The organism is Cupriavidus sp. 05L411 (genome assembly GCF_056398045.1).
This window is the reverse complement of the sequence record NZ_JBFTOQ010000025.1, coordinates 102,956-117,736: the sequence shown is the minus strand read 5'-3', so window position 1 is coordinate 117,736 and position 14,781 is coordinate 102,956. Positions and strand designations below refer to the sequence as shown.

At 65.0% G+C, this 14,781-nt stretch carries 15 protein-coding genes; 8 read left to right on the top strand and 7 right to left on the bottom strand.

The genetic code is table 11. From position 1 onward, the window contains the following. Positions 1-189, top strand: a 189-nt coding sequence (locus tag AC1DQR_RS25920) for an acyl-CoA dehydrogenase C-terminal domain-containing protein (protein WP_477134037.1), incomplete at its 5' end; no start/stop codon positions are given. Positions 190-263: 74 nt separating this feature from the next. Here the strand turns inward: AC1DQR_RS25920 and AC1DQR_RS25915 are convergent. After that, entirely contained in the window at positions 264-1,568 is a 1,305-nt protein-coding gene (locus tag AC1DQR_RS25915; RefSeq protein WP_183032087.1) for a D-amino acid dehydrogenase, read from the bottom strand. 109 nt (positions 1,569-1,677) lie between these two features. On the opposite strand from AC1DQR_RS25915, the gene AC1DQR_RS25910 reads away from it, so the two are divergent. Beyond that, a complete protein-coding gene (locus tag AC1DQR_RS25910; RefSeq protein WP_006158394.1) occupies positions 1,678-2,181 on the top strand; it encodes an Lrp/AsnC ligand binding domain-containing protein in 504 nt (167 codons plus the stop codon). Between the two features lie 25 nt (positions 2,182-2,206). Here AC1DQR_RS25910 and AC1DQR_RS25905 read toward each other — a convergent pair whose 3' ends face one another. The 5 genes from AC1DQR_RS25905 to AC1DQR_RS25885 form a co-directional block, all read right to left on the bottom strand. Beyond that, positions 2,207-3,289: a PA0069 family radical SAM protein gene (locus AC1DQR_RS25905; RefSeq protein ID WP_477134036.1), complete on the bottom strand. Its 1,083-nt coding sequence runs from the start codon at positions 3,287-3,289 to the stop codon at positions 2,207-2,209. Positions 3,290-3,375: 86 nt separating this feature from the next. Next, entirely contained in the window at positions 3,376-4,299 is a 924-nt protein-coding gene (locus AC1DQR_RS25900) for a LysR family transcriptional regulator (RefSeq protein ID WP_477134035.1), read from the bottom strand. A gap of 36 nt (positions 4,300-4,335) precedes the next feature. After that, positions 4,336-4,821 (bottom strand): NINE protein, encoded by a 486-nt coding sequence (locus AC1DQR_RS25895; protein WP_416047862.1) that lies wholly within the window; start codon positions 4,819-4,821, stop codon positions 4,336-4,338. Between the two features lie 282 nt (positions 4,822-5,103). Then, entirely contained in the window at positions 5,104-5,511 is a 408-nt protein-coding gene (locus tag AC1DQR_RS25890) for a hypothetical protein (RefSeq protein WP_416047863.1), read from the bottom strand. A 159-nt stretch (positions 5,512-5,670) separates the two neighbouring features. Then, on the bottom strand, positions 5,671-6,804 hold the full coding sequence (locus AC1DQR_RS25885) for a PQQ-dependent sugar dehydrogenase (RefSeq protein WP_416047864.1): 1,134 nt from the start codon (positions 6,802-6,804) through the stop codon (positions 5,671-5,673). Between the two features lie 145 nt (positions 6,805-6,949). On the opposite strand from AC1DQR_RS25885, the gene rpsP reads away from it, so the two are divergent. The 5 genes from rpsP (at position 6,950) to AC1DQR_RS25860 (ending at position 10,147) form a co-directional block, all read left to right on the top strand. Beyond that, positions 6,950-7,204 carry a 30S ribosomal protein S16 gene (rpsP, locus tag AC1DQR_RS25880; protein ID WP_043344523.1) on the top strand — a complete coding sequence of 85 codons (255 nt, stop codon included), beginning with the start codon at positions 6,950-6,952 and terminating at the stop codon, positions 7,202-7,204. A gap of 160 nt (positions 7,205-7,364) precedes the next feature. Then, on the top strand, positions 7,365-7,952 hold the full coding sequence (gene rimM / locus AC1DQR_RS25875) for a ribosome maturation factor RimM (protein WP_416050445.1): 588 nt from the start codon (positions 7,365-7,367) through the stop codon (positions 7,950-7,952). 81 nt (positions 7,953-8,033) lie between these two features. After that, positions 8,034-8,840, top strand: coding sequence for a tRNA (guanosine(37)-N1)-methyltransferase TrmD (trmD, locus tag AC1DQR_RS25870; RefSeq protein ID WP_416047865.1), 807 nt, complete (start codon positions 8,034-8,036; stop codon positions 8,838-8,840). A 75-nt stretch (positions 8,841-8,915) separates the two neighbouring features. Next, entirely contained in the window at positions 8,916-9,323 is a 408-nt protein-coding gene (gene rplS, locus AC1DQR_RS25865; protein ID WP_150986317.1) for a 50S ribosomal protein L19, read from the top strand. A 143-nt stretch (positions 9,324-9,466) separates the two neighbouring features. Then, the gene (locus AC1DQR_RS25860) at positions 9,467-10,147 is read left to right on the top strand and encodes an NUDIX hydrolase (RefSeq protein ID WP_416047866.1); all 681 of its coding nucleotides are present in this window, start codon (positions 9,467-9,469) and stop codon (positions 10,145-10,147) included. A 15-nt stretch (positions 10,148-10,162) separates the two neighbouring features. Here the strand turns inward: AC1DQR_RS25860 and AC1DQR_RS25855 are convergent, their stop codons facing one another. Then, positions 10,163-11,020: a sulfurtransferase gene (locus AC1DQR_RS25855; protein ID WP_416047867.1), complete on the bottom strand. Its 858-nt coding sequence runs from the start codon at positions 11,018-11,020 to the stop codon at positions 10,163-10,165. Between the two features lie 182 nt (positions 11,021-11,202). Between AC1DQR_RS25855 and dnaE the strand changes: the two genes are divergently transcribed. Then, positions 11,203-14,715, top strand: coding sequence for a DNA polymerase III subunit alpha (gene dnaE / locus AC1DQR_RS25850; protein WP_416047868.1), 3,513 nt, complete (start codon positions 11,203-11,205; stop codon positions 14,713-14,715). Positions 14,716-14,781 lie beyond the last annotated feature (66 nt).

Below are 14,781 nucleotides of genomic sequence, written 5' to 3'. Positions count from 1 at the left end.
GGCTGGCAGCTTGGCCGCGCGATGCTTGCGGCGGATGCGAAGCGTGGCGAGGATCCGTCCTTCCACGACGCCAAGATCTCGACGGCGCATTTCTTCGCGGAGCACATCCTGTCACAGGCATCGGGTTTGCGCGATGCCATCGTGGCGGGCGCGGTGCCGGTCAATGCGTTGAGCGAAGCGCAGTTCTGAGGTCTTCCTGGTCCAGGCAAGAAAAAGGCGACCCGCAGGTCGCCTTTTTTACTTCCTCGAAACCGATGCGCGGATCAGGCCGCTGCGTGGCGCGGGGCGGCGTGCGTTCTCGCTGGCTTGAGATAGCGAGCCACCGAGAGGTCGTCCGCGCGGATCGCCGGCGAGGTGCCGGACACCAGGTCCGACAGCAGCTTGCCCGAGCCGCAGGCCATGGTCCAGCCCAGCGTGCCATGGCCGGTATTGAGCCACAGGCCCTTGACCTGCGTGGGGCCGACGATGGGCGTGCCATCCGGCGTCATCGGGCGCAGGCCGGTCCAGAAGCTGGCACGGCTGACATCGCCCGCGCCCGGGAACAGGTCCGTGACCACGTGCTCCAGGGTGCGGCGCTTGGCCGGGTCGAGCGTGCGGTCGTAACCCACGATCTGCGCCATGCCGCCCACGCGGATGCGATCGTCGAAGCGGGTGATTGCCACCTTGAAGGTTTCGTCGAGCACCGTGGAAACGGGGCTGCGATCGGCATTGGTCATCGGCACCGTGAGCGAGAAGCCCTTGAGTGGATACACCGGCAGGTTCGACAGCCCCGGCAGGAAATTCTTCACGAACGGTGTCGACCAGCTGCCCAATGCCACCACGACCAGGTCGGCCATGACAGGCTCGCCGCCCACCATGGCGCCGGTAACGGCATCACCCTTGGTCAGCAGCCCGTCGATGGAGCGGTTGTATTGGAACTGCACGCCCAGGCCTTCGGCCATGGCGGCGAGTTGCCGGGTGAACAGCTGGCAGTCGCCGGTTTCATCGTTGGGTAGCCGCAGGCCGCCGGTCAGCTTGTGGCTGACGGCGGCCAGGGCCGGTTCGCTGGCGGCGAGTTCCTCGCGCGATAGCAACTGGTAGGGCACGCCGGCTTGCTCCAGCACGGCAATATCCTTGGCGGCGCCGTCGAGCTGCTCGGCGGTGCGGAAGAGTTGCAGCGTGCCTTGCTGGCGGCCTTCGTAGGCGATGCCGGTATCGGCGCGCAGGGCGACGATGCAGTCGCGGCTGTACTCGGCCAGGCGCACCATGCGTTCCTTGTTGACCGCATAGCGCTCAGCGCTGCAGTTCATCAGCATCTGCCACATCCATTGCAACTGGAACAGCGTGCCGTCCGGTTTGATGGACAGCGGTGCGTGCTCCTGGAACATCCACTTGATGGCTTTGAGCGGCACGCCGGGTGCGGCCCAGGGCGACGCATAGCCCGGGGAGATCTGGCCGGCGTTGGCGAAACTGGTCCCCAGCGCGGGTGCGGCCTCTCGGTCGATCACGGTGACTTCATGGCCGGCACGAGCCAGGTACCAGGCGCTGGTAACGCCAATTACGCCACTGCCAAGAACGAGAACGCGCATAGTCGGGGGCTCGCAACCAAGAAACAGAGTGGATGAAGTATTTACATCTATACTATTTAAATACGAGCAGTCATAGTTGTTGTAATTTTCAGAGAAACAGGAATAACTAATGAGAACGAGTCGTCAGCCCGTGCGCAGCCTGGACCGGCTGGATCGGAAGATCCTGGCCTTGCTCCAGGCGGACGGGCGTATGTCGATGAAGGAACTGGCGGAAGCGGTCGGCCTGACCATCACGCCATGCATCGAGCGGGTCAAGCGTATGGAGCGTGACGGCGTCATCATGGGCTACTACGCGCGCCTGAATCCCGCGCTGCTCGGCAGCGGCTTGCTGGTGTTTGTCGAGATATCGCTGGGCAACAAGTCCGGCAATATGTTCGAGCAGTTCCGCCGCGAGGTGTCGCGCATTCCGGAAGTACTGGAGTGCCACCTGGTCTCGGGCGATTTCGACTACCTGATCAAGGCGCGCATCCGCGAGATCGGCGAGTACCGCCGCCTGCTGGGCGACATCCTGTTGCAATTGCCGGGCGCCGCCCAGTCCAAGAGTTACGTGGTGATGGAAGAGATCAAGGAAACGCTGGCGATCGCGGTCGACGAGAAGGCGCCGCACGCCTGAAGCCGCGCTGTCCTTCGCATCCGGCCTAGAACAGCGACATCTGCGGCGCGGTGCTCGCCCTGGAGAAATGTTCGGTGGTGAGGGGGTGGCGCTCAGCATTGAGCCCGAAGCGCTGGCAGGCCAGCTTGAAGCGCTTGCGCAGCAGTTCAGCAAAGATGCCGGTGCCGGTCATGCGCGTGCCGAACCGTGAGTCGTAGGCCCGGCCCCCGCGCATTTGCGCGACCAGGCTTTCGACGTGCCGGGCGCGCAGCGGATGGTAGGTGACCAGCCACTCTGAGAACAGCTGCTCCACCTCGCGCGGCAGGCGCAGCAGGATATACGCCGCGGTTTTCGCGCCGGCCTTGGCGCCGGCGTCAAGGATGGATTCCATTTCCGGATCGGTCAGGCTCGGAATGACCGGCGCCACCATCACCCCCACCGGGATGCCTGCCTCGCTCAGGGAAGCGATGGCGGCCAGGCGGCGCGCTGGCGCGCTTGCGCGGGGCTCCAGCGTGCGGGCGATCTCGTTCTTGAGCGATGTGACCGACATATGGACCCGGACCAGGTTCTTGGCCGCCATGCGCTGCAGGATGTCGATGTCGCGCGTGACCACGCCTGACTTGGTCGTGATGGCCACCGGATGGTTGAATCGCTCCAGCACTTCCAGGATGCCGCGCGTGATCTTGAGATCCCGCTCGATGGGCTGGTAAGGATCTGTATTGGCCCCCAGCGCGATCACCGTCGGTACGTAGTTGCGGTGAGCCAGTTCGGCCTCGAGCAAGGCGGCGGCGTTGTCTTTTGCGTACAGGCGGGTTTCGAAGTCGAGGCCTGGCGAAAGCCCCAGATAGGCGTGGCTGGGCCGGGCATAGCAATAGATACAGCCATGCTCGCACCCGCGGTACGGGTTGATGGACGCGTCGAACGGCAGGTCTGGCGACTGGTTGCGCGAGACGATGCGTTTGGCCTTCTCCGTGAAGACAATGGTCTGGATTTGGGGTGTCTCTGGCTCATCGAAGGCTTGGGACTCGTCGGCGACCCGTTCGCGGGTCCAGGCGTCGAACCGGCTGACGTCGTTCGAGCGCGCCGCCCGGCCTTTCAGCGGGCTGGAGGAGGGTGGTCGGGTCGGCACGTTGGCGGTCCTGCGGCTACAGTTGATACTGTATATTTATACAGTACTTCGCGTAGGCAGCCAAGCGGTGTTTATAGCGGTGATGGTTATTGGGCGGGGGGCGTGGCCTCGGGGCTATCCCAATAGGGCGGGGAGCCGAAGCGCGCAGCGAAGAAATCGATAAACGCGTGTGTTTTCGCTGGCACCTGGCGGCGGCTGGGATAAACCGCCCAGATCGACACGGCCGGCAGCACCGGGTAATCGGGGAGCACGCGGACCAGCGCGCCGCTGCGCAGGTAAGGGCCAACGTCCCAAGTCGACTTGAGCGCCAGCCCCATGCCAGCCAGGATCGCATCCCGGATGACTTCGCCGTTGTCCGTGCGCAGGTTGCCGGCGACCGCTATCGCTGTCTTGCCCAGCGCCGTGTCGAACTGCCAGGAGGACTGGTCGCCCAGCACGATGCAATTGTGGTTGCGCAACTCTTCCGGATGCCGGGGCGTGCCGTGCGCGGCAAGATAGCCCGGCGAAGCGCAAACGGCGCGATGGCTCGGGGACAGGGGGCGTGCCACCAGGGATGAGTCCGGCAACGCACCCATGCGTAATGCGACGTCGACGCCGGCCTCGACCAGGCCGATCACCTGGTCGGTCAGGCGCAGGTCCAGCGTCAGGCCCGGGTAGGCGGCGAGAAAGGCGGGGATGGCCGGCGAGACGTGCTGGCGGCCAAAAGAGGCGGGCACAGTGACCCGCAACTGCCCCTGGGGCGCCTGCGCGCCGCGCCCCACCGATTGCGCGGCCTGGCCGGCCGTGTCGAGCAATTGCACGGCATGTTCGAGGAAGCGCTCGCCTTCGCCGGTCAGGGAGATGCGGCGCGTGGTCCGGTGCAGCAGCCGCGTACCGAGCTGCTGCTCGAGCTGCGCCAGGCGGCTGCTAGCCGAGGAAGTAGATAACCCGAGATCGCGCGCCGCGGCCGAGAGGTTGCCCAGCGACGCTGCGCGCACGAACACGGCGATGTCCAGCAGGTCGAAGTGCATCGGCGTTGGGGGGGGGCTGGGCCTGGGACCTTGGGCTTACTGCGACAAGGCGCGCGCGGCTTCGACCTGGGATTCGAAGAAKGTCTGGAARCTGATGGCCAGGCCSGCCATCAGCAGGCCGGTGCCRATCAGCAGGGACAGGATGACCAGGATCACGACGGGCCAGCCCGAACGGGTTGGCGTGCCATGCGGGTTGAAGCGGGCATCCCATTTGTCGTCGGGGCGCAGGCCATACACAATGGCCGCCAGGAAGGCGCTGATCACCGACGTGCCGCCGGCAATGGCAAAGGTCCAGTTCAGGGCCGGCGAGCCGGCGCCCGTCTGCATCGACATGATGCCGATGACCCCGGCGAGTGCCGCCAGCAGATGCGCCCAGGCAAATTTATCGCGCAAACCACCCAGGTAGAAACGATGCAGGCCCACCGTGCCGAACAGGAAGGCCAGTGCGACCGTGATCAGTTTGGATTTGCCCTGAAGCGGCTTGGGGGCAGCGGTAGCTGAAACTTGGGTAGCGGCGGGCATGGGGCGACAGCTAGGTTAATGGCCGGCAGGGGCGGCCGGCAAGCGCAATTCAGGTGAATGCCAGCCAGGCTGGCGCCGGCGCTCATTGTACGCCGGCATCAACCGCAGGCGGACAAAGGCGGAGCAGGGCAGGAAGCTCTGCGGGTCGGGCGAGGATGCCCGCGAGAGTTCCTTTCGCGGCACATCATCGAGGAGGGGGCAAGTAGAGAGTAGAGCGTGATTGCCGCGGGCACGGCAATCAGCCAGGGAAGACAGTGAGGAGGCGGGGGGGGGGGGGCGTGCCTAGCGGCCGCCGTCTCGTCCGCGCGCTTGCCAGCCCGGGCCCATGCCGGAGCTGCGCTGCTCGCCGCGCCCGTTGTCGCCTTGCATATTGCGATCCGACTGCCGGTTGCGTTCATCGTCGCGTTCCTGAGGTGGCAGGGGGCGGCCATTCAGGCGGTCATCGGCGCGCGCGCGGGCTTCCATTCGTTCGATCTGGGCCCGCACATGGTCTTGCCGCTCCGCGCGTACACTCGCCATTTCCCATGCGCCGTGGCTTGGCTGGCCATGCGCATTGCTCACAATCCGGCCTTCGGGCCGGCTATGTTGCCAAAACGCGACCTGAGCATGGCTGACAGCATTGAGGCCGAGCAAGGAAACGGCCAACAGGATGCCAGCCACCGAGTCGCGCAGGAGGGTGCGGGGGAGCATGCGGAATCCCAGTATCCTGTCGCGTGGTGAGGTTGTTCGAGATATGGGTTCATGGTACGCACGCGTCTTCGGCGCGCCTATGCTAAAGCCGTTACCGGTGTAACGGATTGTTTCTCCACTGTCCCGGGAGCCGGGCTGTATCCGGCGTGCGGCAAGGGCTCAGGGTGCGTAGCGGATGCGATAGACCGCGCCCGCCACGTCGTCGCTGACCAGTAGCGAACCGTCCGGGGCAACCTGGACATCGGCAGGCCGGCCCCAGGGTTTGCCGCCCTGCAGCCAGCCTTGCGCGAACACCTCCTGGCGCACCGCCTGGCCGCGCTCGTTCAGCACCACCCGGACGACGCGGTAGCCGACCGGCTTGGTCCGGTTCCAGCTGCCGTGCTCGGCAATGAAAATGCTGTTGCGGTATTCGGCGGGGAATTGCGTGCCGGTATAAAAACGCATGCCGAGCGCGGCGACATGCGCGCCCAGCTTTGCGGCCGGTGGCTCGAACTCCGAGCAGGCGCGCTGCTTGCCGAACTCAGGGTCGGCGACGCTGCCGGCATGGCAGTACGGGTAGCCGAAATGCTGGCCCGCCCGGGTCAGGTGGTTGAGCTCGTCGTCAGGCACATCGTCGCCCATCATGTCGCGCCCGTTGTCGGTGAACCAGAGCTGGCGGGTGGCCGGGTGCCAGTCAAAGCCCACCGAATTGCGCACCCCCTTGGCCACGACCTGCAAGTCGCTGCCGTCCGGCTTCATTTTCATGATGTTGGCGTAACGGTTTTCATCGGGCGCGCAGATATTGCAGGGCGCGCCGACCGGCACATACAGATAGCCATCTGGGCCAAAGGCGATAAACTTCCACCCGTGATGCGTCTCGGAGGGAAAGCGATCACTTACCACGACGGGTTTGGGTGGATTGTCCAGGCGGGTATCGATATCATCCAGCCGGACGATCTGAGAGGTCGAGGAGGCGTACAGTGCTCCGTCGCGGAAGGCCACGCCCACCGGCATGGTCAGGCCGGTGGCGACGACCCTGACCTTCGGGGCGGGCGCCAGCGGGTTGCGGATCGCATATACCTTGCCCTCGCCGCGGGTGCCGATGAAGAGCGTGCCTTCCGGCGACAGGGTCATGCCACGTGCTTCCGGTACCTCCGCGCTCAGCAATTCGATGTGAAAGCCTGGGGGCAGCTGGATCTGATCCAGCGGCAGGGCGGCGTTGGCATTGGGGCTGAACCAGATCGCGGCCGCGAACGCCGAGAAAGTGCTCGCGAGCAGGGCCCGGAAGCTGCGAATGTGAAGGTGAAACCGCATGGCGAGCTCTCCTGTCGGGGTTTTCACCACGATGCCTGTGGCCGGGTGTCGAGTCAATCGCTCTAAGTGTTTGTTTGGCCTCGGAATTTGGTCTATACTCTTGCGTTTCGTGTTCGAACATCAAGTTTTCTGAGGAATCAAACCCATGGTCGTAATCCGTCTGGCTCGCGGTGGCAGCAAGAAGCGCCCCTTCTTCAATATCGTCGCTGCTGACTCGCGTAATCGTCGCGATGGCCGTTTCATCGAGCGTATTGGTTTCTACAACCCCCTGGCTTCGGCAAGCGAAGAAGGCCTGCGTCTGGTGCAAGACCGCCTGACGTACTGGACCGGCGTTGGCGCCCAGCTGTCGCCGACGGTTGCCCGTCTGGTCAAGCAAAACGCCGCCAAGGCTGCAGCCTGATTGTTGTGACGCGCGTTTCGCGACGCGTGGCAAACGACACGTGACAGAACGCAAGCAAGGCGCCCCGGCGCGGCGGCCACTCAATGTGCCGCTCGAGCCCTCGGCCCGGCGCGAGGCCGGTGAGCAGGAAAAGCCCAGTCTCAAGCGCGGTGCAACCGGGTTGCCGGCTGCGCTGGCGTATACCGATAAGCTGCCGGACGACCTGATCGAGGTCGGTTATATCGGTGCGGCTTATGGGATACGAGGCTGGATCAAGGTCCAGCCGCATGCCGACGATGCAAGCGCGCTGTTGCACGCGCGCCGCTGGTGGCTGCTCAAACCACCGCCAACCGGCCTGGTTGGCGCGGCAGATGCCGTGGCCTCCGAGGCCTTGTGCGTGAAGATCGTGCAGTCCCGCGAGCACAGCGGTACCGTAGTGGCCCAGGCGAGCGGCGTGTCCGAGCGCAACCACTCGGAGGCGCTCAAGGGGCGCCGTGTCTGGATTCGCCGCGAGGATTTCCCCGCGCCGGATGAGAACGAATTCTACTGGGTCGATCTGATTGGCTGTGCCGTGTTCAATGAGCAGGGCGAGTCGCTGGGCGAAGTGTCCGGGCTGATCGACAACGGTGCGCACCAGATCCTGCAGGTGGTGCATGCCTTGCCCGATGGCAAGGCGGGTGAGCGCCTGATTCCCTTTGTCGACGCGTTCCTGCGCTCGGTCGATATCTCGGCCCGGCGCGTGGTGGTGGACTGGGGCCTGGATTACTGAGCGGCCCGAGCTGCTGAAGGCAAGGGCACTTGGCCGGCGGTAGCCGGTGGGCGAGTGGTGGGCAAGTAAAGGGAGAGGCGGATGCAGTTCGACGTGATCACGCTGTTTCCCGAGATGTTTCGCGCGCTGACCGACTGGGGCATTACCAGCCGGGCGGCAAAGCAGCAGCGCTACACGCTGCGCACCTGGAATCCACGCGACTTCACCAGCGACAACTACCGTACCATCGACGACCGCCCTTACGGCGGCGGCCCTGGCATGGTGATGCTGGCCAAGCCGCTGGAAGATGCCATCGACGCGGCGTGTTCCGCCCAGCAGGCGGCGCAGGCCAAGCCGGAGGGCCAGGCGGCGCCGGTGCGGTCGCATGTGGTGCTGATGTCGCCGCAAGGCGCGCCGCTGACGCACCAAAAGGTGATGTCACTGGCACAGCGTCCCGGCCTGGTGATGCTGTGCGGACGCTACGAAGCGATTGACCAGCGGTTGATCGAGCGTCGGGTCGATGAGGAAATCAGCCTCGGCGATTTCGTGCTATCCGGTGGCGAGCTGCCGGCCATGGCCGTGATCGACGCGGTGGTCAGGCATTTGCCGGGTGTGTTGGGCGATGCCCAGTCGGCAGTTCAGGACAGCTTCGTCAACGGGCTGCTGGATTGTCCGCACTACACGCGGCCGGAAGAATACGAAGGTGTGCGGGTGCCCGATATCTTGCTCGGGGGCCATCATGCCGAGATTGAGAAGTGGCGGCGCCAGCAGGCGCTGGCAAATACTGCGAAGAAGCGCCCCGATCTGATCAAGGCAGCGCGCAGTCAAGGGTTGCTGAGCCGGGTCGACGAGAAATTCCTGTCGACATGGCTGGCGAAAGAAGGGCGGGAGCTCGCTCCCGCCAAGTGAAACCCCATCCTCTGCCGGGGCCCAGGCCATGCCTGGGGCATACAACGTCGGCATGATGGACAAGGAGAAGAAACGATGAACATCATCGAGCTGATCGAGAAAGACGAAATCGCGCGTCTGACCGCGAACAAGACCATCCCCGCATTCGCACCCGGCGACACCGTGATCGTCAGCGTGAACGTGGTGGAAGGTAACCGCAAGCGCGTCCAGGCTTATGAAGGCGTCGTGATTGCCAAGCGCAATCGTGGCCTGAATTCGTCCTTCATCGTGCGCAAGATTTCGTCGGGTGAAGGCGTGGAACGTACGTTCCAGCTGTACTCGCCGCTGATCGCAGCGATCGAAGTGAAGCGCCGTGGTGACGTCCGCCGCGCCAAGCTGTACTACCTGCGTCAGCGTTCGGGCAAGTCCGCGCGGATCAAGGAAAAGCTGGCATACAAGTCGGCACCGGCCAAGGCTGCTGCCAAGGCTGCTGCTGCTCAGTAAGCCGCCAGTCGCCTCGATCGGCTTGCCGGTCGAGGCTGCGCAAAAAGGGCACCTTCGGGTGTCCTTTTTGCATCTCCGCGTGCCAAGTTTGCCGCGTCGCAGCACAAACGGTTTGGCCGGCTTCTGTCATACTCGCAACGATTATGCGTCCTGCCTTTGATCCCGAATCCCTCCCCATCGTCGCCACCGATACCCGGCACCCGCCGCTGGCCGACGTGCGCCTGCGCCCGGAATTCATCCGCCATCGGCTCCAGTCGCCGCCAGCCTGGGACCCTGAGCTGACTGATGAGTCGCGCGCCTATGACCGCAGCCTGAAGCTGCGCGATGCCGCCGTGCTGGTACCGTTGGTGGAGCGTGAGGATGGGCTGACCGTGCTGCTGACTGAGCGCAACGCCAACCTGAGCGCGCACGCCGGGCAAATCAGTTTCCCTGGCGGCCGTCACGAAGCGTTCGATATCGACCGGACGGCGACGGCATTGCGCGAAACCGAGGAGGAGGTGGGGCTGGCGCGCGATTATGTGGAAGTGCTGGGTAGCTTGCCCGACTACATCACCGGCACCGGCTTCCATGTGAGCCCGGTGGTGGGCCTGGTCCGCGACGGTTTCACGCTGCGGCCCGATGCGCGTGAGGTTGCCGATGTGTTTGAAGTGCCGCTAGGTTTCCTGATGGACCCGTCGCATCACGAGCAGCGCCTGTTCCGCTGGGTGGACGGCGAGCGGCTGTTCTACGCCATGCCGTTCCCGCGCGAGGATGGCGGCCACCGGTTTATCTGGGGCGCCACCGCCGGCATGCTGCGCAATCTCTACCACTTGCTGGCAGCCTGAGGGCCGCCAGCGCGCTCAGGCTGCCGCCGCTGCCGTCCGGGTGCCTTCCCCGATGCAGTGCGGGCAGCTCTGGCCTACCACGTAGTGCGGGCTTTGCTGCTCTTCGGCGGTGACCACGGCGCGGCAGGCAAAACACTGCTTGGGGCCAGCCGGCTCCAGGTTGGGGTTCAGCGCGGTGCGGTAGTCGAAGACGAAGCAGTCGCCCTGATAGTGGCTGCCACCCACTTCCTCGAAATACTTCAGGATGCCCCCCTCTAGCTGGTAAACGTGCTCGATGCCGGCTTCCTGCATGTGGATGGCGGCCTTCTCGCAGCGAATGCCGCCGGTGCAGAACGACACGATGGTCTTGCCCGCGAACTCCGCCTTGTGCGCGGCAATGGCCGGCGGAAAATCGCTGAACTTGGCGATGTCGTAGTCGACCGCCTGCTCGAACGTGCCGACGGCGACCTCAAAGGCGTTGCGTGTATCCAGCATCACCACAGGGCGGCCGGCATCGTCGTGGCCCTGATCCAGCCAGCGCTTGAGTTCGACTGGTGTCACCGCCGGCGCCCGACCGGCTTCGGGGCGGATCAGCGGCATCTTCATGGTGATGATTTCCTTCTTCTCACGCACCAGCATGCGCTTGAAGGGCTGGTTTTCCGACAGGCTCTCCTTGGGCTCGATATCGGCAAAGCGCGGGTCGGCGTGCAGCCAGCCGAGGAAGCCGTCGATGGCCCCGCGCACGCCGGCGAGGAACAGGTTGATGCCTTCCGGCGCGAGCAGGATCGTGCCCTTGAGCCCGTGTGCTTCGCAGCGCGCGCGCATTTCCGGGCGCAAGACCGGGATATCGTCCAGTGAGACGAACTTGTAAGCGGAGATGTTTACGATCTGCATAGGTGGCGCGCGACGGGACCGCGCCTTGCGAGCACGCGGTAACTGCCTGATTGGAAAGGCGAAATTATAGCGCCTCGCAGGCTTCCTGCCGGGCTTTTCCGAGCGCCTGGCTCAGTCTTGCCGTCGGGCACGTAGCGCAAAGAAGGCAGGCGCGGACATGCCGAGCCGGTACAATTACGGCCATGTCTGCACCTCGCTTCGTTCATCTCCGTCTTCATTCCGAATACTCCGTCGTCGACGGCATCGTGCGCCTGGACGATGCCGTCAAGGCTGCGGCCGCCGATGGCATGGGCGCACTCGCCCTGACCGACCTGGCCAATGCCTTCGGCCTGATCCGCTTCTACAAGGAAGCGCGCGGCGGCGGCGTCAAGCCCGTGGTCGGCGCCGACGTCTGGCTGACTAACGCCGACGATCGCGACAAGCCGACGCGCTTGCTGCTGCTGGTCCGGGACCGGATTGGCTACCTCAATCTCTGCGTGCTGCTGTCGCGCGCGTGGCTTTCCAACCAGTACCGCGGCCGCGCCGAGATCGACCCTGCCTGGTTCGACGAAGCCGGCGAAGAGGGCCAGCCACTGGCCACCGGCCTGATTGCGCTGTCTGGCGCGATGGGCGGCGACATCGGCATGGCGCTGGCCAATGGCAACGATGCGGCCGCGGCGCAGGCCGCCGCGCATTGGGCAAAGGTGTTCCCGCAGCGCTTCTATATCGAGCTGCAGCGCGCAGGCCTGCCCGGTACCGATGCCTATGTGCAGCAGGCGGTGCAGCTGGCGGCCAGGATGGGCTTGCCGGTGGTGGCGACGCACCCGGTGCAGTTCATGACGCCCGACGATTTCACCGCGCACGAGGCTCGCACCTGCATCGCCGAAGGGGAGTTGCTGGCGAACCCCCGCCGCGTGCGGCGCTTCACCACCGACCAGTATTTCAAGACCCAGGACGAGATGTGCGCGCTGTTCGCCGACATCCCGTCCGCGCTGGAAAACGCGGTGCAGATTGCGCGCCGCTGCAACCTGACGCTGGAACTGGGCAAGCCGCGCCTGCCGCTGTTTCCAACGCCCGACGGCATGTCGCTCGACGACTACCTCGTGCACCTGGCCAAGGAAGGCCTGGAAAAGCGCATGACGGTGCTGTTCCCCGACGAAGCCTTGCGCGAGGCCAAGCGCCCCGAGTACTACGCGAGGCTGGAGTTCGAGACCGGCACCATCATCAAGATGGGCTTCCCCGGCTACTTCCTGATCGTGGCGGACTTTATCAACTGGGCTAAGAACAACGGCGTGCCGGTCGGGCCGGGACGGGGCTCCGGCGCTGGTTCGCTGGTGGCCTATGCGCTCGGTATTACCGATCTGGACCCGCTCAAGTACGCGCTGCTGTTCGAGCGGTTCCTGAACCCGGAACGGGTTTCGATGCCTGACTTCGACATCGACTTCTGCCAGCAGGGACGCGATCGCGTTATCACGTACGTGAAGGAGAAGTACGGCCACGCCGCGGTATCGCAGATCGCCACCTTCGGCACCATGGCCGCTAAGGCCGCGGTGCGCGACGTGGGCCGCGTGCTCGACCTGGGCTATGGCTTTGTCGACGGCATCGCCAAGCTGATTCCTTTCAAGCCGGGCAAGCTCGTCACCATCGAGGAAGCCAAGAAGGAAGAGCCGCTCCTGACCGAGCGCGAGAAGAACGAAGAAGAAGTGCGCCAGCTGCTCGAGCTGGCACAGCGCGTGGAAGGCATGACCCGTAACGTCGGCATGCACGCCGGCGGCGTGCTGATCGCCCCGGGCAAGCTGACGGATTTCTGCCCGCTCTACACCCAGGGTGCGCAAAACGACGGCATGAGCGGTGTGGTCAGCCAGTACGACAAGGACGACGTGGAAGCCGCCGGCCTGGTCAAGTTCGACTTCTTGGGCCTGACCACGCTGACCATCCTGGACTGGGCCGAGCGCTATATCCGCAGGCTCGATCCGTCCATGGCGGACTGGAACTGCAGCCACATCCCGCTCGACGACAGCAAGGCATTCGACATCCTCAAGACGGCCAACACGGTCGCCGTGTTCCAGCTGGAAAGCCGCGGCATGCAGGGCATGCTGAAGGACGCCAAGCCTGACCGCTTTGAGGACATCATCGCGCTGGTGGCACTCTACCGCCCGGGCCCGATGGACCTGATCCCCAGCTTCTGCGCCCGTAAGCACGGCCGCGAGAAGGTGGAGTACCCGGACCCGCGCGTCGAGCCGGTGCTCAAGGAGACCTATGGCATCATGGTCTACCAGGAGCAGGTGATGCAGATGGCGCAGATCATCGGCGGCTACTCGCTGGGCGGCGCCGACTTGCTGCGCCGCGCCATGGGCAAGAAGAAGGCCGAGGAAATGGCCCAGCACCGCGAGCTGTTCCGCGAGGGTGCGGCCAAGAACGGCCTGACCGCCGAGAAGGCGGACGACACCTTCGACCTGATGGAAAAGTTCGCGGGCTACGGCTTCAACAAATCGCACGCGGCCGCTTACGCATTGCTGGCCTACTACACGGCCTGGCTCAAGGCGCACCACCCAGCCGCGTTCATGGCAGCGAATATGTCGCTCGCCATGGACGACACCGACAAGGTCAAGATCCTCTTTGACGATTGCAAGCTCAACAAGCTCCAGGTGCTGCCGCCTGACGTCAACGCCAGCGAATACCGCTTCGCGCCGACCGATGCCAAGACCATCCGCTACGGCCTTGGCGGCATCAAGGGCTCGGGGCAGGGCGCCATCGAGGACATCCTGCGCGCCCGCGAGGAAAAGCCCTTCGCCGACCTGTTCGATTTCTGCGAGCGCGTTGACCGCCGCCAGGTCAACCGCCGCACCATCGAGGCGCTGATTCGCGCCGGCGCCTTCGACAGCCTCAACGCCAATCGCGGCCAGTTGCTGGCCTCGGTGTCGCGTGCCATGGAAGCCGCCGAGCAGAAGGCCGAGTCGGCCAACCAGGTGTCGCTGTTTGACCTGATGGCCGACGCCGGCGAATCGCACCGCCCCGCGCTGGTTGACGAGCCGGCCTGGGCGCCCAAGCGCATGCTGCAGGAAGAAAAGCAGGCGCTGGGCTACTACTTCTCCGGCCACCTGTTCGACGCCTACCGGGACGAAGTCGGCCGCTTCCTCAAGGGCACGCTGGCCGGCCTGGAAAAGGAAGTGCAAGGCAATGGCGGCGGCTACGGCCGCGACGTGCGTGGCAAGGTCATCGCTGGTGTCATCACCGGCATGCGCACCCAGATGACGCAGCGCGGCAAGATGCTGATTGTCTTGCTTGACGACGGTACCGGGCAGGTCGAGATGACGGTGTTCAACGAATTGTTCGATGCCAACCGCCATATGTTCCGCGAGGACGAGATGGTGATCGTGCAAGGCAACGCCCGTCACGACACCTTTACCGGTGGCGTGCGCTTCACCGCTGAATCGGTGATGGACCTGGTGGCGGCGCGCGCCAAGTACGCCGAGGCGGTCGGCCTGGCGTTCAACGGCAATGCTTCCACGGAACTGCTGCGCGAGTTGCTCACGCCCTACCTGGCGAGTGTGGCCAATGCGCCAGGCGTGCCGGTGCGCGTGAGTTACGCCACCACCGGCGCTCGCTGCGAGGCGGAACTGGGGCGGCAGTGGCTGGTCACGCCATCCGACGATGCCCTGGCAAGCTTCCGCGCGGCCCTGTCCGGCGAGAACGTCCGCATGCTCTACGGCTGACCCGGGGCTTGCCGGCGGGGCGGTACCGGCATGGCGCCGCCCCGACCGGCATTGCTGCCGTCCATC